Below are 16666 nucleotides of genomic sequence, written 5' to 3'. Positions count from 1 at the left end.
GGGGTCAGCCGGCCAGGTGGCCGGGGGCGTCGTCGCTGCCGCCGCCGAGCACCAGGTCGACCCGCTGGAACTCCTTGAGGTCCCGGTAGCCGGTCTTGGCCATCGTGCGGCGCAGGGCACCGAAGAGGTTGGTGCGCCCGTCGGCGGCGGTGGCCGGGCCGAGCAGCACCTCCTCGAGCGTGCCGCGGGCCTGCGCCGGTGCCGATGTGCCGCCGCGGGGCAGCCGCGGGTGCGCGGCCACCGAGTCCCACCAGACGCCGCCGGCCGGGGCCTCGGCGGCGGTGCGCAGCGGCTCACCGAGCTGGACGGCGTCGGCCCCGCAGGCCAGCGCCCGGGCGATGGCGCCGCTGGTCTCGATCCGGCCGTTGGCGATGACGTGCACGTACCGGCCACCGGTCTCGTCCAGGTAGTCGCGGCGGGCCGCGGCGGCGTCGGCGATCGCGCTGGCCAGCGGGACGCGGATGCCCATGACGGCGTCCGCGGTCGACCAGCTGTCGGCGCCCACGCCGACGATCACGCCGGCCGCGCCGGTGCGCATCAGGTGCAGCGCGGTCTGGTAGTCCGCCGCGCCCCCGACGATCACCGGGACGTCGAGGTCGGCGATGAACTCCTTGAGGTTCAACGCGTCCCCGCCGGTGGTGACGTGCTCGGCGGAGACGATGGTGCCCTGGATGACCAGCAGGTCGACCCCCGCCGCGAGCACGGTCGGGGCGAGCGCCACGGTGTGCTGCGGGGAGACGCGCACCGCCGTCGTCACGCCGGCGTCCCGCACCTCCTTGACCCGGGCGGCGATCAGGTCCGGCTTCACCGGCTCGGCGTAGACCTGCTGCAGCAGCGCGGTCGGCGGGCCGCTGTCGGCCCCGGCGGCGTCGCGCAGCCGGCGGTAGACGTCGGTCGGGTCGTCGTACCGGGCCCACAGGCCCTCGGCGTTGAGCACGCCCAGCCCGCCGGCCTGCCCGACCGCGACCGCGGTCCCCGGGCTGACCACCGCGTCGCTGGGGCTGGTGACGAGCGGGATGTCGAACCGGAAGGCGTCGATCTGCCAGGCGGTGGAGACGTCGTCGTGGTCCCGGGTGCGCCGGGAGGGGACGATCGACACCTCGTCCAGGTCGTAGCCACGGCGGGCGAAGCGGTTCAGGCCGATCTCGACGTTGTCACGTACTGGCATGGGTCAGCGGCCTCGGTAGTTCGGTGCTTCGACGGTCATCTGGATGTCGTGCGGGTGGCTCTCGGTCAGCCCGGCGGAGGTGATCCGGGTCAGCTGGCCACGCTCCTGCAGGTCGGCGACGGTCGCCGCACCGGCGTAGCCCATGCCCGCGCGCAGGCCACCGACCAGCTGGTGGGCGACCCCGGACAGCGGGCCCCGGTAGGGCACCTGGCCCTCGATCCCCTCGGGCACGAGCTTGTCGTCGGAGAGGACGTCGTCGGCGAAGTACCGGTCGCGGCTGAAGGACTGGTTGCCGCGCTTCTGCATCGCGCCGAGGGAGCCCATCCCGCGGTAGGTCTTGTACTGCTTGCCGTTCATGAAGACCAGCTCGCCCGGCGCCTCCTCGACCCCGGCGAACAGGCCGCCGATCATCACCGTGTCGGCGCCGGCGACGAGGGCCTTGGCGATGTCACCGGAGTACTGCAGGCCGCCGTCGGCGATGACCGGGACCCCGGCCGGGCGCGCGGCGAGCGCGGCCTCGTAGATGGCGGTGACCTGCGGGACGCCGACCCCGGCCACCACGCGGGTGGTGCAGATCGAACCCGGCCCGACGCCGACCTTGACCGCGTCGACCCCGGCGTCGATGAGCGCCTGGGCGCCGGCCCGGGTGGCGATGTTGCCGCCGACGACCTGCACGCCGTGCCCGACGTTGGCGAAGTCCGCCTTCACCCGGGCGACCATCTCCAGCACCGCACGCTGGTGCCCGTGCGCAGTGTCGACGACGAGCACGTCGACCCCGGCGTCCACCAGCAGCCCGGCGCGCTTGTAGGCGTCCTCGCCGACGCCGAGCGCCGCCCCGACCGACAGCCGGCCGTCGACGTCCTTGGTGGCGTGGGGGTACTGGTCGCGCTTGACGAAGTCCTTGACGGTGATCAGCCCGCGCAGCCGGCCGGCGTCGTCGACCAGCGGCAGCTTCTCGATCTTGTGCTGCTTGAGCAGCGCCAGCGCGCGGTCCGGGTCGACGCCCACCGGTGCGGTGACCAGCGGCAGCGGCGTCATCACGTCGCGGACGAGGCGGTGCTGGTCGGTCTCGAAGCGCATGTCCCGGTTGGTGACCATGCCGACCAGCACGCCGTCGGCGTCGACCACGGGCGCACCGGAGATCCGGTACCGGCCCGAGAGGGCGTCGACCTCGGCCAGGGTGTTGTCCGGGGAGCAGGTGACCGGGTTGGTGACCATGCCGGCCTCGGAGCGCTTGACCAGGTCGACCTGACCGGCCTGGTCCTCGGCGGCGAGGTTGCGGTGCAGGATGCCGATGCCCCCGGCGCGGGCCATGGCGATCGCCATCCGCGACTCGGTGACGGTGTCCATCGCCGAGGAGACCAGCGGGATGGCCAGCCGGATGCCACGGGTCAGCCGCGTGCTGGTGTCCACGTCGGTGGGCACGATGTCCGAGGCACCGGGCACCAGCAGGACGTCGTCGTAGGTCAGCCCCAGCGGGGCGAACTTGGCCGGCAGTTCGGGCGTGCGCTCGTCGGGCTGCATGTGCCGCCACCCTCTCGACTTCTTCGGTGGGAGCGCCTCCGAGGCGCACGGGATCCCCTCACATGCTAGGCGGAGCACCGGAGGGCTCCCTCCCCCCGCTACCGTGGTCCGGTGGTCGGGTGCGCCCGACCCGACTGCTGGCTGACCAGCACTGACCGAGGAGGCCGGCCCGTCCGGCGAGGAGGACACGTGGACGCGTGGGACGACGCATTCGGCGCGACCCCGGATCGCGACCCGGACTTCGGGGGCGAGCTCGGCTCGGGTGACCACTCGGTGCAGCCACCGCTGACCATGGAGGAACGGGCCGGGGTGCTCGACGACCTGGCCGAGCTGGAGGTCTTCCGCACGCTGCTGGAGCCCACCGGGGTCAAGGGCATTGTCGTGGACTGCCCCGACTGCGACGAGGAGCACCACGTCGACTGGGCACTGATGCAGGCGAACCTGCGCCAGCTGCTCGACGAGGGCCAGACCGGCCGGCACGAGCCGCCGTTCGACCCCGACCCGGCCGACTACGTCAGCTGGGACTACGCCAGCGGCTACGCCGACGGGGTGGCCGCCCTGGCCGAGCGCGAGGAGCCCACCGGCCGGCACGGCACCGGCGGTCGCCACGCCCGCGACGAGTAGGTGCACCGAGGACGACTCGGAGGCCGACGTCCCGCCGCAGGGGCCAGGGGCGGCGCCCGAGGAACGGCCGAGCGCGGTGTCCGGGGGTCCGGACACCGCGCTCGGGCGCTCCCCGCTGGGTCAGCTCAGTGCATCATCCCGCGGCGGAAGCCGGTGGCCACGGCCTCGGCGCGGTCCTTGGCACCCAGCTTGCGGAACAGCCGCCGCGCGTGGGTCTTGATCGTGTCCTCGGACAGGTAGAGCTCCCGGCCGATCTGGGCGTTGCTCTTGCCCTGGCTCATCCCGGTGAGCACCTGCATCTCCCGCGCCGACAGGGCGACCTGCGGCGTCTCGGGCACGGTGGAGCGCACCGTGGTCGGGGCCAGGCCGGCCAGCGGGGTGGCACCGCCCCAGCCCGAGCCCATGGGCGCGCCGGCGAGCACGCCGGCCTGCTGGGGGCTGCGGGGTGCCGGGGCCAGCTGCGAGGGCAGGCGCCCGCCGTCGGGCCGCATGCCGGTGCGGGACAGGCCCAGCCCGAGCTCGACCGGGCTGGCGTCCCAGCGGAGGTAGCCGCGGGCGCCGAGGGACACCGCGGCGCGCACGGTCTCCGCGTCGTCCGGCGCCCCGAGCATGAGCACCGGCAGCGCCGGGTGGGCGCGCAACACCTGGGTGGCGACGGAGAGCCCGCTGTCGGTCGCCCGCTGGGTGCCGACGAGGAGGACGTCGGGCACGCGGTTGTCCAGCCGGGCCATCAGCGCCGCCGGGTCGGCGACGGCCTCGACGCGGCTGACGAACGGCAGGGCGAGCAGCCGGCCGGCGACGTCGTCCCGGACCCGGCGACGCTCGTCGAACACCCAGACGACGGATCCACCGCTGCCGTTGCCCCGCGTCCTGTCCTCGATCACGACTGCTCCCGTCTGCGCCGGCCGGGGCCGGCGGCGTACCGACCGGGCGTCGCCCGGGCGGGTGGCCGGAGCGGGGTGGTCACCCCGCTCCCGGGAGCGCCGGCACCTCCGGTCTGCCGGACGGGTGTCGGGGTGTCCCCCACCCTGGTGGTCGGCACTCACTGTGATCACCTTGATCCTGTCGGTAGCGCGACGACAGTGGCCGTCACCCCCGCGGGTGACGACCCGTGAGTGCGCGGCGGCTGAAGCACAACTCGGCCGATTCCGCACGACGAACGCGAACGGTCGTGTTTGCGGCTCGTCAGCAGCGGGCATCGGCCCGGAAGCGACCGGGCAGACCCCCCGGTGCACCGAGCCGAGGAGGTCCAATGGCTGACATCCGCCGACTGCCCAACCCCGTGGCCGAGGTCTGGGACTGGCAGCTGCACGGTTCCTGCCGGGGTGAGAGCACCTCGCTCTTCTTCCACCCCGACGGGGAGCGCGGCCCGGCCCGCGCACGTCGCCAGGCCGCCGCCAAGGCCGTCTGCGGACGTTGTCCGGTGATCGAGTCCTGCCTCCAGCACGCCCTGTCCGTCCGCGAGCCCTACGGGGTGTGGGGCGGCATGAGCGAGGAGGAGCGCGCGCGGCTGATCGCCGCGGAGCCCGCCGCCATCGCCGCTGCGGTCTGATCCGTCCGCGGGAGACCTCCCCCCGCTGACGAGATGCCGAGAGGGCCGGTCCGACGACTCACGTCGGACCGGCCCTCTCGGCTGTCCAGGGGTCTGCTCAGCCCCCGTCGCCGACGACCCGGTCCCGCCCCCGCGCCTTGGCCTCGTACAGGTGCTCGTCGGCGCGACCGAGCAGGTCGGCGAGGGACGCGGCAGCGCTCCCGCCGGTGGTCGCCACCCCGGCGCTGAGGGTCACCGCGAGTCCGTCGGCCAGCTCGGCCCAGGGGTGGGCGGTGACCGCCCGGCGCAGGTCGTCCAGCTGCCGGACGGCACGGCGCTCGTCGCCGCCCACCAGCACCAGCAGGAACTCCTCGCCCCCCATCCGGGCGGCGAAGCCACCCGGCACGGTCCAGCCGGACGCCGCGACCTCGAGCCTCGCCGCCACGGCGCGGAGCACCTGGTCCCCCACGTCGTGCGACCAGGCGTCGTTGATCCGCTTGAAGTGGTCCAGGTCGACCAGCGCCACGGAGACCGTCCCGGCGGTGGCGGACGCCCGGTCCAGCAGCTGCGGGAGCTGGTCGTCGACGAAGCGGCGGTTGTACAGGCCGGTCAGCGGGTCGCGCAGCGAGAGCTCGCGGTAGCGCCGGCTCTGCCGCCGCGCCTCCGTGGCCTCGTACATCGCCTGCAGCGCCCGGGCCCGGGCGTCGCGCTGCGCGGACTGCAGGTCCAGCGCCGCCTGGCTGTACAGCTGGTGCTCCTCGAAGGCGGCCCGGTAGTCCCCGCCCGCCGCGTGCAGCTCGGCCTGCTCCCGCCGGGCACGCACCCGGATGGCGGTCAACCCGTGCTGCTCGCACCGGCGCACGCACTCGTCCAGCGCCTCCTGGGCGCCCGCCACGTGCCCCCGCCGGCGGCGGACCTCGGCCAGGGTCAGCAGGAAGTCGGCGCCGGCGTCCCCGTCCGGCGAGACGTCCAGTGCCCCGGACTCGGTGCCCGGCGCCAGCGCGTCCTCCGCCTCCGCCAACCGGCCCAGGCCCAGCAGGGCGCGGGCGATGGTGTCCAACCGCCCGACGTGCAGCGGCACCCCGTGCCGTTCGGCGAGGGCCTGCAGCTGCGCGCTCAGGCGCAGTGCGCCGTCGTACCGGCCGGCGATCGTCTCCACGTAGGCCCAGTTGTTCAGGATGAGCAGCTGGCGGTCCACGTCGCCGAGCCGCTCGGCCAGACCGAGCACCTCCGCGTAACGCTCGCCGGCTCCCTCGTCACCCTGCAGGCCCTGGCAGTCGGCCAGCCGGGCGAGGTGGTCGATCCGCTGGACCGGCGGGTCCTCGTCCCCGAGCAGGTGCACCGACTGGACGGCGTGCTCCAGGGCGAGCGAGAGGTCGCCCAGCTCCTGCAGGACGGCCGCGAGGAGGAAGTGGCTGCGGGCCAGCAGGTGACGGGAGTCCGCGTCGGTGGCCCAGCGCTGCACCTGACGGGCGATGCGGCCGGCCTCGGCCACGTCGCCGCGCCGTCGGGCCAGGTCCGCCAGCACCAGCCGGGCCCGCCGCTCCAGGTCGGGTGCGCCCAGCGCGCGGGCGGCGTCCTCGGCCTGCTGCGCCCGCTCGCCGATGCCGTCGACGTCGAAGCGGGACAGCGCCTCCAGGTCGTGGAGCGCAGCCGCCAGCCCGGCAGCGTCCTCAGGGGTCGCCGGAGGCACGGGGGGCACGACCCGCTCACCGACCGCCATCTCCTGCACCTCACCCCATCGACGGCGCGTCCGCCACGCTGAGCCCCTGACCCGGCGGACTGACCCGCACGGGTGGGCCCACCGGTCGCCGACACGGGTCCGCCCCCGCTCCCAGGAGGGAACGGGGGCGGAGGTCAGCCGGTCGCGCTCAGCTCAGTGGCTGTGCCCGTGGCCGTGCGAGTGCCCGTGGGTGTGGTGCCCACCGTCGGACTCCTCCTCGGCGGGCTTCTCCACGATCGCGGAGTCGGTGGTGAGCACCATCGCCGCGATCGAGGTGGCGTTCGACAGCGCCGCCTTGGTGACCTTGACCGGATCGATGACGCCCTGAGCGGCCAGGTCGCCGTACTCGCCGGTCGCGGCGTTGAAGCCCTGGCCGATGCCCAGCTCCCGGACCCGGCCGACGACGACCGGCCCCTCGAACCCGGCGTTGGAGGCGATCAGCGCCAGCGGCGAGTCGATCGCCTTGCGCACCGACCGGGCGCCGACCAGCTCGTCGCCGGTCAGGTCCAGGTCGTCGATCGCCGTGGCGGCGTGCACGAGTGCGGAGCCGCCACCGGGGACGACGCCCTCCTCCACCGCGGCGCGGGTCGCGGCGATGGCGTCCTCGATGCGGTGCTTGCGCTCCTTCATCTCGACCTCGGTCGCGGCACCGACCCGGATGACCGCGATGCCGCCGGCCAGCTTGGCCAGCCGCTCCTGCAGCTTCTCGCGGTCCCAGTCGGAGTCCGTCGCCTCGATCTCCTTGCGGATCTGGGCGACCCGGTCGGCCACGGCACCGGAGGTGCCGCCGCCGTCGACGATCGTGGTGTCGTCCTTGGTGACGGTCACCCGGCGCGCGGTGCCGAGCACCTCGAGGCCGACGCCGTCCAGGGACAGGCCGACGTCCTCGCTGACGACCTGACCGCCGGTGACGATGGCGAGGTCGGTCATGAACGCCTTGCGCCGGTCGCCGAAGTAGGGCGACTTCACCGCGACGACCTTGACGGTCTTGCGGATGGAGTTGACGACCAGGGTGGACAGCGCCTCGCCCTCGACGTCCTCGGCCACGATCAGCAGCGGACGGCTGCCGGTGGCCAGCACCTTCTCCAGCAGCGGCAGCAGGTCGGCCAGGGCGCTGACCTTGCCGCTGACCATGAGCACGAGGGCGTCCTCGAGGACGGCCTCCATCGACTCGTTGTCGGTGACGAAGTACGGCGACAGGTAGCCCTTGTCGAACTGCACGCCCTCGGTGACGTCCAGGTCGGTGGACATCCCGTTGGCCTCTTCGACGGTGATGACGCCGTCCTTGCCGACCCGCTCCATCGCCTCGCCGATCAGCTCGCCGACCTCGGCGTCCTGGGCGGAGACGGTGGCGACCCCGGCGATGGCCTTCCGGTCGTCGACCGGGATGGCGACGGAGTCGAGGGCGGCCGAGACCGCCTCGACGGCGGCGCGCATGCCGCGGCCCAGGCCCATCGGGTTGGCGCCGGCGGCGACGTTGCGCAGCCCCTCGTGGACGAGGGCCTGGGCGAGCACGGTGGCGGTGGTGGTGCCGTCACCGGCGACGTCGTTGGTCTTGGTGGCGACGTTCTTGGCGAGCTGGGCGCCGAGGTTCTCGTACGGGTCCTCGAGCTCGATCTCCCGGGCGATGGTCACGCCGTCGTTGGTGATCGTCGGGGCGCCGAAGTTCTTGTTGATGACCACGTTGCGGCCGCGGGGGCCGAGGGTGACCTTGACGGCGTCGGCGAGCTTGTCGACGCCACGCTCGAGGGCGCGACGGGCGTCCTCGTCGAACAGGATGATCTTGGCCATGCCAGACCTCTCTCAGGTGGTGCGGAGGAGAACGGGGGCAGACGACGACCGCCCCGGGACCCGGTGGTTCGGGTCGCCGGGGCGGTGTCGTGCTGGTCTAGCGGAGGAGCGAGGTCACTTCTCCACGACGGCGAGCAGGTCGCGCGCGGACAGGACGAGGTAGTCCTCGCCGCCGTAGCGCACCTCGGTGCCGCCGTACTTCGAGTAGATGACCACGTCGCCGACGTTCACGTCGAGCGGGACCCGGTTGCCGTTGTCGTCGACGCGGCCGGGGCCGACAGCGATGACGGTGCCCTCCTGGGGCTTCTCCTTGGCGGTGTCCGGGATGACCAGGCCAGAGGCGGTGGTGGTCTCGGCCTCGTTGGCCTGGACGACCACGCGGTCCTCGAGCGGCTTGATGTTGACCTTGGTAGCGGTCGTCACGTCGTGACGCCCCCTTCGGTGTCGGACGGGCTCTCGGTGGATGGTGCTGATGCTGTGGCACGGGGGCTGGGCCTCGCCGTCGCGGGGGTCGGGGCCCGGCCCGTGTCGATTGGCACTCTACCCAGGTGAGTGCCAGCCGCTCAAGCGGGGTCCCACCCCGGGAGGGACGCCCGATGCGCCAGGCTGTGCCGGTGCCCGGCGACCTCCACGACGACGACGCGCCCGGCGGGCAGGCCGCAGATACGGTCCGCCAGTTGCGGGCGCTCGCGACCCCGGCCGGCGCGGCGGCGCTGACCCGGGCACGGGAGCTGCTGGCCGACCGCGCCGACGCCGTCACCGCGCTGACCCGGCTCCGCGCCGAGGTGGGGGTGGAGCTGGCCGGCCCGGCCTGGGGCATCGCCCGGCAGCGCGAGCGGGCCCGGCCGGTGTTCGGCGCCGACGCCGACCGGTTCCTCTTCACCGCCGACGCCCTCGAGCAGGCCGGCCGTCCCGTCCTCGCCGACCGGCGGGCGGCCCGGCTGCTGGCCGGCGGCGCCCGGTCGGTGGTCGACCTCGGCTGCGCCGCCGGCACCGACACGATCGCGCTGGCCCGGGCCGGCGCCGCCGTGGTCGCCGTCGACCTGGACCCGGTCGCCCGCGAGCTCACCCGGCTCAACACCGCCGCGGCGGGGCTCGGCGGGGTCGAGGTCCGGGCGGCCGACGCGGTCGACCTGGTGGCCGCCGCGACCGGGGGCCGGGTGGCCGGCTGCGACGCCGCCGTCCTGGACCCCGCCCGGCGGGCCGGCGGACGCCGTCAGCTCGACCCCGACCGCTGGTCGCCGCCCTGGTCGACGGTGCAGGCGCTGCTCGACGCCGCGCCCACCTGCGTGGTGAAGGTGGCGCCGGGGCTGGACCACGACCGGGTGCCGGCCGGGGTCGAGGCCGAGTGGGTGTCGATGGGCGGGTCGATCGTCGAGGCGCTGCTGTGGGGGCGGGCACCGTCACGTGCCTGGCGCCGGGCCACCGTCGTCGGCCGGGACGGCGTGCTGCGCGAGCTGACCGCCGACACCGACTCCGGGGACGCCGCGCCGGGTCCGGTGCGCGGCTGGCTGCACGAGCCCGACCCGGCGGTGATCCGCTCCGGCCTGGTCGCCCTCGCCGCGGCGGAGCTGGACGCGACCCTGGTCGACCCGACGATCGCCTACCTGACCTCCGATGCGGCCGCGGACTCCCCGTGGGTCAGCTCCTACGCGGTGACCGAGGTCCTGCCGTTCAACCTGAAGAAGCTGAAGGCGCTGCTGCGGGCACGCGGCGTCGGCCGGGTGGTGGTGAAGAAGCGGGGCTCGCCGATCGAGCCGGAGACGCTGGCCCGCCAGCTCCGCGGGCCCGGCGAGGGCAGCGCGGTCGTCGTCGTCACCCGCGTCGCCGGCGCCCCCACCGTGCTGGTCTGCGACTCCCCGTGAGGGCAGAAATGGCCATTTCTGCCCCGTGTGGGTACCGGGAGATCCCGAGTGGCTACCGGGAGATCCTGGGTGGCTACCGGGAGACGAGGTCGATCGGCATGGAGCTGTCGGCGCCCAGGTCGATCGGCGCCGGGGCCACGCCCGCCTCGACCAGCCTGGACCCGAGGGCGGCCACCATCGCGCCGTTGTCGGTGCACAGCCGCGGGCTGGGCGTGCGCAGCACGATCCCGGCGGCGTCGCAGCGCTCCTGGGCCAGCGCCCGCAGCCGCGAGTTGGCCGCCACGCCGCCGCCGATGACCAGATGGTCGACCCCGTGGTCGCGGCAGGCGCGCACCGCCTTGGCGGTCAGCACGTCGACCACCGCCTCCTGGAAGGACGCGGAGACGTCGGCGACCGACACCGGCTCCCCGTCCCGCTGCCGGCCCTCGACCCAGCGGGCGACCGCCGTCTTCAGCCCGGAGAAGGAGAAGTCGTAGGCGGCGTCGCGGGGGCCGGTCAGCCCTCGGGGGAACGGGATCGCCCGGGGATCGCCCTCCCGGGCGGCGCGGTCGATCGGCGGACCACCGGGGAAGGGCAGGTCGAGCACCCGGGCGACCTTGTCGAAGGCCTCCCCCGCGGCGTCGTCGATCGTCCGGCCCAGCTCCTGCACGTCCTGGGCGAGGTCGGGGACCAGCAGCAGCGAGCTGTGCCCGCCGGAGACGAGCAGCGCGATCGACGGCTCGGCCAGCCGGCCGTGCTCCAGCTCGTCGACGGCGACGTGCGCGGCCAGGTGGTTCACCCCGTACAGCGGGACGTCGAGGGCCAGCGCGTAGGCCTTGGCCGCGGCCACCCCCACCAGCAGCGCGCCGGTCAGCCCGGGCCCGGCGGTGACCGCGATCGCGTCGACGTCGCCCAGCGTCACCCCGGCGTCGGCCAGCGACCGGTGCACGGTGGGGACCATCGCCTCCAGGTGCGCCCGGCTGGCGATCTCCGGGACCACGCCACCGAAGCGCTCGTGCTCGGCCATGCTCGTGGCCAGCGCGTCGGACAGCAGCGTCTGCCCGCGCACCAGCCCGATGCCGGTCTCGTCGCACGAGGTCTCGAACCCCAGGACCAGGGGCTGGCTCATCGGGCCACCTCCCGCAGCATCACGACGGCGTCCTTCCCACTGAGCGGGTAGTAGTTCGGGCGGCGGCCGATCTCGGCGAACCCCCGCCGGCGGTAGAAGGCCTGGGTCGCCTCGTCGTCCTCGCGGACCTCCAACAGCACCGGCGTGCGCCGCCCGTCCGCCTCGGCGAGCAGGGTGTCCAGCAGCAGCGCCCCGATCCCCTCCTGCTGCCGCGTGCCGGTCACCCCGATGGTCGCGATGTGCGCCTCGTAGGGGTAGGAGATCAGACCGGCGTAACCGACCACGGCGTCGGCGTCGGCATCGGCGTCGACGGCGACCAGGTAGTGCCGGGTGTCGGGGCGGGCGAGCTCGTCGCGGTACATCCACTCGGTCCAGGTGTCCGGGGCGAAGAGCTCCTCCTCCAGCTCCATCACCCGGGGCAGGTCCGCGACGGTCATGTCGCGCAGCCGCACGCTCACTGGCTCACCGGCTTCCGGGTCACCGACGGCACCGCATCGGGACGGCGCAGGTACAGCGGCTCCAGCGGCGCCGGCGGCCGGTCCAGCAGGGGCAGGGCGGCGCGCAGCAGCCCGGCGGTGGTGACCTCGGCGGCGACCACCTCCCGGCCCAGCCGCTCGGCGAACCGGACGTCGCCGACGACCGGGTCGGCGACCGGGGCGTCCTCCGGCCGGTCCACGCCGGGGCCGGAGACCCGCGCACCCGCCGCGTCGTAGGTGGCCCAGTGGACCTCCTTGCGCCGCGCGTCGGTGACCACCGAACGGGCGCCCTCGCCCACGGCGTCCAGCGAGCAGACCCCGTGCACCGGGACCCCGCGGGCGTCGCCCAGGGCGGCCGCGGTCACGATGCCCACCCGCAGGCCGGTGAACGGTCCCGGCCCGAGGCCGACGACGACCGCGTCCAGGTCGGCCATCGCGACGCCGGCCGCGCTCAGCACCTCGCGGACCGCGGGGGTGAGCAGCTCGGCGTGCCGGTTGCCCGACGGCAGCCCGCGCTCGGTGAGCACCTCGGCAGGGCCACCGGCGGTCCAGCGGGCGAGGCCGACGACGAGGGTCGGGGTGGCCGTGTCGAGCGCGAGGACGAGCACGACCGTCGAGGGTAGATGCCGCTCCTGACGGCAGCGGCCGGGCGGTTGCGCCGGGGCCCACATGTTGATCAACTGCCCCTCCATCGCCCCCGACGACGAGGAACCTCCCATGCCCGCCACCCTGGTCCTGGTCCACGGCGCCTGGCACAGCCCCTGGTGCTGGCAGCCACTGGTCGACCAGCTGCCCGGCGTCGACGTCGTCCGGGTCGCGCTGCCCAGTTCCGGCACCGACCCGCAGTCGCTCGGCGACCTCACCGCCGACGCCACGGCCGTCCGGGACGCGCTCGCCGCGGTCGAGGGCCCCGTCGTCCTGGTGGGCCACTCCTACGGGGGCATCCCGATCAGCGAGGCGGCCAGCGCCGAGCTGGGCGTGGCGCACCTGGTCTACCTGTGCGCCTTCCAGCTGGACGTGGGCGAGTCGCTGGTGGGCAGCCTGGGCGGGCAGGTCCCGTCCTGGCAGGAACTGCACCCGACGCACGTGCGGGTCACCACGCCGGAGGAGGTCTTCTACAACGGCGTCTCCCCGGAGCTCACCCGGCAGGCGGTGGCCGAACTGCGGCTGCAGTCCACGGCCGCGCTCACCCAGCCGCTGAGCCGCGCCGCCTGGACCGGGCTGCCGAGCACCTACGTCGTCTGCGAGCAGGACCAGGCGATCCCGGTGGCGGCCCAGGAGGCGATGTCCTCCCGCGCCGACACGGTGCTCCGGCTCGACGCCGGCCACTCACCGTTCCTGGCCGTACCGGCGGAACTGGCGGCGCTGCTGCGCCCGATCGTCGAGCGGGCCGGCTGAGGCTCAGGCCCCGGGGAGCCGCTGCTCCCAGCCGGGGCCGTGCGGCACCAGCCGGACGGTGCGGACGTCGTCGTCCCGCCGGTCCAGCTCGACGACCAGGTGCTCGTCGGCCAGCTGCTCGACCAGGCCGTGCCCCCACTCGACGACGGTGACCGCCTCGTCGGTGGTGGCGTCCAGGTCCAGGTCGTCGACGTCGGCCATGCCGGTGAGCCGGTAGGCGTCCACGTGCACCAGCGGGACCCGCCCGCCGCGGTGCACCCGGGCCAGCACGAACGTCGGCGAGGTGACCGGACCCGGCACCCCGAGCCCGGCCCCGATGCCCTGGGTCAGCGCGGTCTTGCCGGCACCCAGGGGCCCGGCCAGCACGACCAGGTCGCCGGCCCGCAGCAGACCGGCCAGCTCGCGGCCGAACGCCTGGGTGTCGGCGACGGTGGGCAGCTGCTGCGCGCGCCTCACAGCGACGCCGCCACGGCCTGCAGGTCGGCGGCGAGCGCCGCCCGAGGGGCGCCGTTCGGGCCGAACCGGATCGCCGCCGACGGGTGGTAGGTGACCCACACCGCGCGCCCGTCGACGTCGTGCGCCCGGCCGCGCACCTGGCCGAGCACGGTGCGCGGGCCGAGGAACCACTTCGCCGAGGACAGCCCGAGCGCCACCACGACGTCGGCGCCGAGCAGGTCGAGCTGGCGGCGCAGCCAGCCGCTGCAGCGGGCGACCTCGGGGGCCTTCGGGGTGCGGTTGCCCGGCGGGCGGCACTTCACGATGTTGAGCACGGCCACCTCCGCCCGGGCCAGCCCGGCCTCGCCGAGCAGCTGGTCCAGCAGCGCGCCGCTCCTGCCGACGAACGGCCGGCCGGTCTCGTCCTCGGTGGCCCCCGGGGCCTCCCCCACGACCACCAGCCGCGGCCGCCCCGTCACCGGCACGTCGCCGACGACGACGTGCTGCCGGGTGGCGGCCAGCTCGGGGCAGGCGACGCAGGAGCGGGCGACCTCGGCCAGCGCGGCCCAGTCCGGCGCGGCCGCGGCGGTCGCCGCCACCTCTGCGGCGGCGGCGTCGGGTCGAGGAGCAGCCACGCCAGCACCCTACGGCGGGGCCTCGCGGCCGGTCAGCGGGGAGGCCGCTGGGCGGCGGCGACCCGGCGGATCAGGCCGGCCAGCGCATCGGTCACCCGCTCCGGGTGCTCCAGCGGCACCAGGTGCCCGGCGTCGGGGACGGTGACGTACTCGACGACGCCGTCCCCGGACTCCTCGAGGCGGGTCCGGATCCGCTCGCTGTGCGCCCTCGGGATCATCTTGTCCGCTTCCCCGGTGAGGACCACGGTCGGCACCCGGCACAACGGCTCGATCGCGCCGCTCACGTCCAGCCCGGTGATCGCCGGGTAGAACTCGGCGACCACGTCGACCGGCGTCCCGGCGATCATCGCGTCGACGTAGCGCCCCAGCGCGGGGTCGACGCCGGTGGAGGAGAAGGACATCGACCAGGTGACCGCCGACACGACGTCCTTGGCCAGGCGCCGGGTCAGCTCGGCGATCCCGGGACGTCGGCGCATGGTCCAGACCGCCACCGGCATGACCATCGAACGGACCCGGGTGAGCAGGGCGGGCAGGCCGAAGTCCAGCTCGCCGAGGTTGCCGCTGGAGGTGGACACCAGCGCCACGCCGGCGACCTGGGACCCGAACAGCTCCGGACGGCGCTGGGCGAGCGAGAGCACCGTCATCCCGCCCATCGAGTGGCCGACCAGCACCACCGGTCCCCGGGGCACGCGTGCGGTGAGCACCGCCTCCAGGTCCGCGGCCAGCTGGTCGATCGTCGAGCGCTCGGCGGCGCCGCGGCCGGAGGAGCCGTGCCCCCGCTGGTCGTAGAAGACCAGGCGGGCGGTGGGCCGGTGGCCGTTGGCGGTGGCCAGCTGCTCGCCGAGGTCCCGGCGCTGGAACGTCCAGGAGGCCATCGACAGGGCGTAGCCGTGCACGAAGACGACGGTGAGCGGGGCGTCGGTCGGGCCGATCTCCTCCACCGCGAGCGGGACCCCGTCGTCGGTCCGCACCACGACCGAGCGATCGGCGGCACGACGGCCGGAGCCCAACGGGTCCTCCCGCCGCAGCGTGCTCACCGGCAGGTCCTCGACCGGGCGGCCGTCCTCCCCGCGCTGGACCGCCAGCTCGCCGGCCCGGACCCGGGACGTCGCCGTCCGGGTGACCGCGACCCCGACCGCCGTGCCGGCCGCCGCCAGACCGACCGCGGCACCGACCAGGCCGGCCGCGCGGCCCAGGCGGAGGTGTCCGTGCTGCGCCATCACCGCACCCCGGCGGTGCCGACGTACCGGCGGGTGAAGCGGCCGCCCACCCGGGTGACGAGTTCGTAGTGGATGGTGTCGAGCGCGTCGGCCCACTGCTGGGCGGTCGGCTCCCCCTCCGCCCCCGGGCCCCAGAGCACCACCGCGTCCCCGGGGGCGATCGGGTCCTCGCCCACGTCCAGGACGAACTGGTCCATGCAGACCCGGCCCGCGATCGTCCGCTGCGCCCCGGCGGCCAGCACCGGTGCCCGGTTGCCGGCCGCGCGGGGAACCCCGTCGGCGTAGCCGACCGGCACCAGGGCCAGCGTCGTCTCGGCCGCCGGGGAGTAGGTGTGGCCGTAGGAGACCCCGGTCCCGGCCGGCACCCGCTTGGTCAGCGCGACCCGGGCCTGGACCGTCATCGCCGGGCGGAGCCCGTACTGCGCCGGGTCGCCGCCGAGGGGGTCCAGGCCGTAGAGCGCGACCCCGGGCCGGACCTGGTCGTACCAGGTTTCGGGCAGGGCGATCGTGGCCGCCGAGTTGGCCAGGTGCCGGCGGGCGTCGGTCAGCCCGGCCCGCCGCGCCAGCGCCACCGCCTCCTCGAAGACCTGCACCTGGCGGCCGATGGTCGGGTGGGTCGGGGCGTCGGCGTAGGCCAGGTGGCTCCACAGCCCGGTGACCACCAGCTCGCCGTCGGCCTGGGCGCGCGCGGCGGCGGCCACCAGCCTCGGCCAGGCCTCCGGCGTGGCGCCCTCCCGGGACAGGCCGGTGTCGGCGAACAGCTGCACCCGGGCGGTGCGGCCGGTCGCGCGGGCGGCGGCGACCACCTCGGTCAGCGCCCACTCCGCGTTGACCGACAGCTCGACGTCGGCGGCCAGCGCCGCGGCGTAGTCCTCCCCCGGCCCGTGCTGCCAGGACAGCAGCGGCGCGGTGACCCCGGCGGCGCGCAGCGCGAGCGCCTCCTCCAGCACCGTCACCCCGAGCGCGTCGGCGCCGCCGGCGAGGGTCGCGCGGGCGGCCGGCACCAGCCCGTGCCCGTAGCCGTCGGCCTTGACCACCGCCATCAGCGGCCGGCCGACCCGCTCGCGCAGGGCCGCGGTGTTCGCCGCGATCGCGTCGAGGTCGACGACCACCTCGGCCCGGTTGTCCAGCACCTGCTGCACCTGCGTCACGCTGCCCACTGTCCCAG

The 16666-nt window shown here is 75.2% G+C and carries 17 protein-coding genes; 4 read left to right on the top strand and 13 right to left on the bottom strand.

The window, feature by feature from the left end:
- Positions 1 to 4 precede the first annotated feature (4 nt).
- Together FB380_RS10275 and guaB are read right to left on the bottom strand one after the other, a co-directional pair.
- Positions 5 to 1168: a GuaB3 family IMP dehydrogenase-related protein gene (locus tag FB380_RS10275; RefSeq protein ID WP_166754961.1), complete on the bottom strand. Its 1164-nt coding sequence runs from the start codon at positions 1166 to 1168 to the stop codon at positions 5 to 7.
- A 3-nt stretch (positions 1169 to 1171) separates the two neighbouring features.
- Complete coding sequence (guaB, locus tag FB380_RS10270; RefSeq protein WP_166754960.1) at positions 1172 to 2692, bottom strand: IMP dehydrogenase; 1521 nt, start codon at positions 2690 to 2692, stop codon at positions 1172 to 1174.
- 189 nt (positions 2693 to 2881) lie between these two features.
- Between guaB and FB380_RS10265 the strand changes: the two genes are divergently transcribed.
- Complete coding sequence (locus FB380_RS10265) at positions 2882 to 3316, top strand: DUF5319 family protein (RefSeq protein ID WP_166754959.1); 435 nt, start codon at positions 2882 to 2884, stop codon at positions 3314 to 3316.
- 125 nt (positions 3317 to 3441) lie between these two features.
- Here the strand turns inward: FB380_RS10265 and FB380_RS10260 are convergent, their stop codons facing one another.
- Complete coding sequence (locus FB380_RS10260) at positions 3442 to 4200, bottom strand: response regulator transcription factor (protein WP_166754958.1); 759 nt, start codon at positions 4198 to 4200, stop codon at positions 3442 to 3444.
- A gap of 368 nt (positions 4201 to 4568) precedes the next feature.
- Between FB380_RS10260 and FB380_RS10255 the strand changes: the two genes are divergently transcribed.
- The gene (locus FB380_RS10255) at positions 4569 to 4868 is read left to right on the top strand and encodes a WhiB family transcriptional regulator (RefSeq protein ID WP_036334333.1); all 300 of its coding nucleotides are present in this window, start codon (positions 4569 to 4571) and stop codon (positions 4866 to 4868) included.
- Positions 4869 to 4965: 97 nt separating this feature from the next.
- Here the strand turns inward: FB380_RS10255 and FB380_RS10250 are convergent, their stop codons facing one another.
- The 3 genes from FB380_RS10250 to groES all read right to left on the bottom strand — a co-directional run bounded on the left by FB380_RS10250 (position 4966) and on the right by groES (position 8784).
- Complete coding sequence (locus FB380_RS10250) at positions 4966 to 6570, bottom strand: GGDEF domain-containing protein (RefSeq protein ID WP_166754957.1); 1605 nt, start codon at positions 6568 to 6570, stop codon at positions 4966 to 4968.
- A 153-nt stretch (positions 6571 to 6723) separates the two neighbouring features.
- Positions 6724 to 8361, bottom strand: a complete 1638-nt coding sequence (gene groL, locus FB380_RS10245; protein ID WP_166754956.1) for a chaperonin GroEL — start codon at positions 8359 to 8361, stop codon at positions 6724 to 6726.
- Positions 8362 to 8475: 114 nt separating this feature from the next.
- Positions 8476 to 8784 carry a co-chaperone GroES gene (gene groES / locus FB380_RS10240; RefSeq protein ID WP_014742799.1) on the bottom strand — a complete coding sequence of 103 codons (309 nt, stop codon included), beginning with the start codon at positions 8782 to 8784 and terminating at the stop codon, positions 8476 to 8478.
- Positions 8785 to 8957: 173 nt separating this feature from the next.
- Here groES and FB380_RS10235 point away from each other — a divergent pair, with 173 nt between their 5' ends.
- The gene (locus FB380_RS10235; protein WP_166754955.1) at positions 8958 to 10226 is read left to right on the top strand and encodes a THUMP-like domain-containing protein; all 1269 of its coding nucleotides are present in this window, start codon (positions 8958 to 8960) and stop codon (positions 10224 to 10226) included.
- 73 nt (positions 10227 to 10299) lie between these two features.
- Here FB380_RS10235 and tsaD read toward each other — a convergent pair whose 3' ends face one another.
- From tsaD to tsaB, 3 genes are read right to left on the bottom strand one after another with little or no spacing between them, the layout of a single operon-like run.
- Complete coding sequence (gene tsaD / locus FB380_RS10230; RefSeq protein ID WP_166754954.1) at positions 10300 to 11334, bottom strand: tRNA (adenosine(37)-N6)-threonylcarbamoyltransferase complex transferase subunit TsaD; 1035 nt, start codon at positions 11332 to 11334, stop codon at positions 10300 to 10302.
- Positions 11331 to 11792, bottom strand: coding sequence for a ribosomal protein S18-alanine N-acetyltransferase (gene rimI / locus FB380_RS10225; protein WP_229682138.1), 462 nt, complete (start codon positions 11790 to 11792; stop codon positions 11331 to 11333). Before rimI ends, tsaD begins: the two co-directional genes overlap by 4 nt.
- Positions 11789 to 12418: a tRNA (adenosine(37)-N6)-threonylcarbamoyltransferase complex dimerization subunit type 1 TsaB gene (gene tsaB, locus FB380_RS10220; protein WP_166754953.1), complete on the bottom strand. Its 630-nt coding sequence runs from the start codon at positions 12416 to 12418 to the stop codon at positions 11789 to 11791. The genes rimI and tsaB overlap by 4 nt, the downstream gene beginning before the upstream one ends.
- Positions 12419 to 12527: 109 nt before the next feature.
- Here tsaB and FB380_RS10215 point away from each other — a divergent pair, with 109 nt between their 5' ends.
- A complete protein-coding gene (locus FB380_RS10215; protein ID WP_166754952.1) occupies positions 12528 to 13208 on the top strand; it encodes an alpha/beta hydrolase in 681 nt (226 codons plus the stop codon).
- Between the two features lie 3 nt (positions 13209 to 13211).
- On the opposite strand, the gene tsaE is transcribed toward FB380_RS10215, so the two are convergent.
- Genes tsaE through alr form a run of 4 tightly spaced genes read right to left on the bottom strand, consistent with a single transcriptional unit; the run spans position 13212 to position 16649 of the window.
- Positions 13212 to 13664: a tRNA (adenosine(37)-N6)-threonylcarbamoyltransferase complex ATPase subunit type 1 TsaE gene (gene tsaE, locus FB380_RS10210; protein WP_166754951.1), complete on the bottom strand. Its 453-nt coding sequence runs from the start codon at positions 13662 to 13664 to the stop codon at positions 13212 to 13214.
- Complete coding sequence (locus FB380_RS10205) at positions 13661 to 14278, bottom strand: uracil-DNA glycosylase (protein ID WP_166754950.1); 618 nt, start codon at positions 14276 to 14278, stop codon at positions 13661 to 13663. Before FB380_RS10205 ends, tsaE begins: the two co-directional genes overlap by 4 nt.
- A gap of 32 nt (positions 14279 to 14310) precedes the next feature.
- Entirely contained in the window at positions 14311 to 15498 is a 1188-nt protein-coding gene (locus tag FB380_RS10200) for an alpha/beta fold hydrolase (protein WP_166754949.1), read from the bottom strand.
- Complete coding sequence (gene alr, locus FB380_RS10195) at positions 15498 to 16649, bottom strand: alanine racemase (protein ID WP_166754948.1); 1152 nt, start codon at positions 16647 to 16649, stop codon at positions 15498 to 15500. The genes FB380_RS10200 and alr overlap by 1 nt, the downstream gene beginning before the upstream one ends.
- Positions 16650 to 16666: the final 17 nt, after the last annotated feature.

Source organism: Modestobacter marinus (genome assembly GCF_011758655.1).
Classification (GTDB): domain Bacteria; phylum Actinomycetota; class Actinomycetes; order Mycobacteriales; family Geodermatophilaceae; genus Modestobacter; species Modestobacter marinus.
The sequence above is the reverse complement of the archived record's forward strand: the minus strand, read 5'-3'. Positions and strand labels throughout refer to the sequence as shown.

Bases quoted from the DNA above. Each gene is read 5' to 3' on its own strand.
- FB380_RS10275 (WP_166754961.1), bottom strand. From the start codon at position 1,168: ATGCCAGTACGTGACAACGTCGAGATCGGCCTGAACCGCTTCGCCCGC.
- guaB (WP_166754960.1), bottom strand. From the start codon at position 2,692: ATGCAGCCCGACGAGCGCACGCCCGAACTGCCGGCCAAGTTCGCCCCG.
- FB380_RS10255 (WP_036334333.1), top strand. From the start codon at position 4,569: ATGGCTGACATCCGCCGACTGCCCAACCCCGTGGCCGAGGTCTGGGAC.
- FB380_RS10250 (WP_166754957.1), bottom strand. From the start codon at position 6,570: ATGGCGGTCGGTGAGCGGGTCGTGCCCCCCGTGCCTCCGGCGACCCCT.
- groL (WP_166754956.1), bottom strand. From the start codon at position 8,361: ATGGCCAAGATCATCCTGTTCGACGAGGACGCCCGTCGCGCCCTCGAG.
- FB380_RS10235 (WP_166754955.1), top strand. From the start codon at position 8,958: ATGCGCCAGGCTGTGCCGGTGCCCGGCGACCTCCACGACGACGACGCG.
- tsaD (WP_166754954.1), bottom strand. From the start codon at position 11,334: ATGAGCCAGCCCCTGGTCCTGGGGTTCGAGACCTCGTGCGACGAGACC.
- FB380_RS10215 (WP_166754952.1), top strand. From the start codon at position 12,528: ATGCCCGCCACCCTGGTCCTGGTCCACGGCGCCTGGCACAGCCCCTGG.
- FB380_RS10200 (WP_166754949.1), bottom strand. From the start codon at position 15,498: ATGGCGCAGCACGGACACCTCCGCCTGGGCCGCGCGGCCGGCCTGGTC.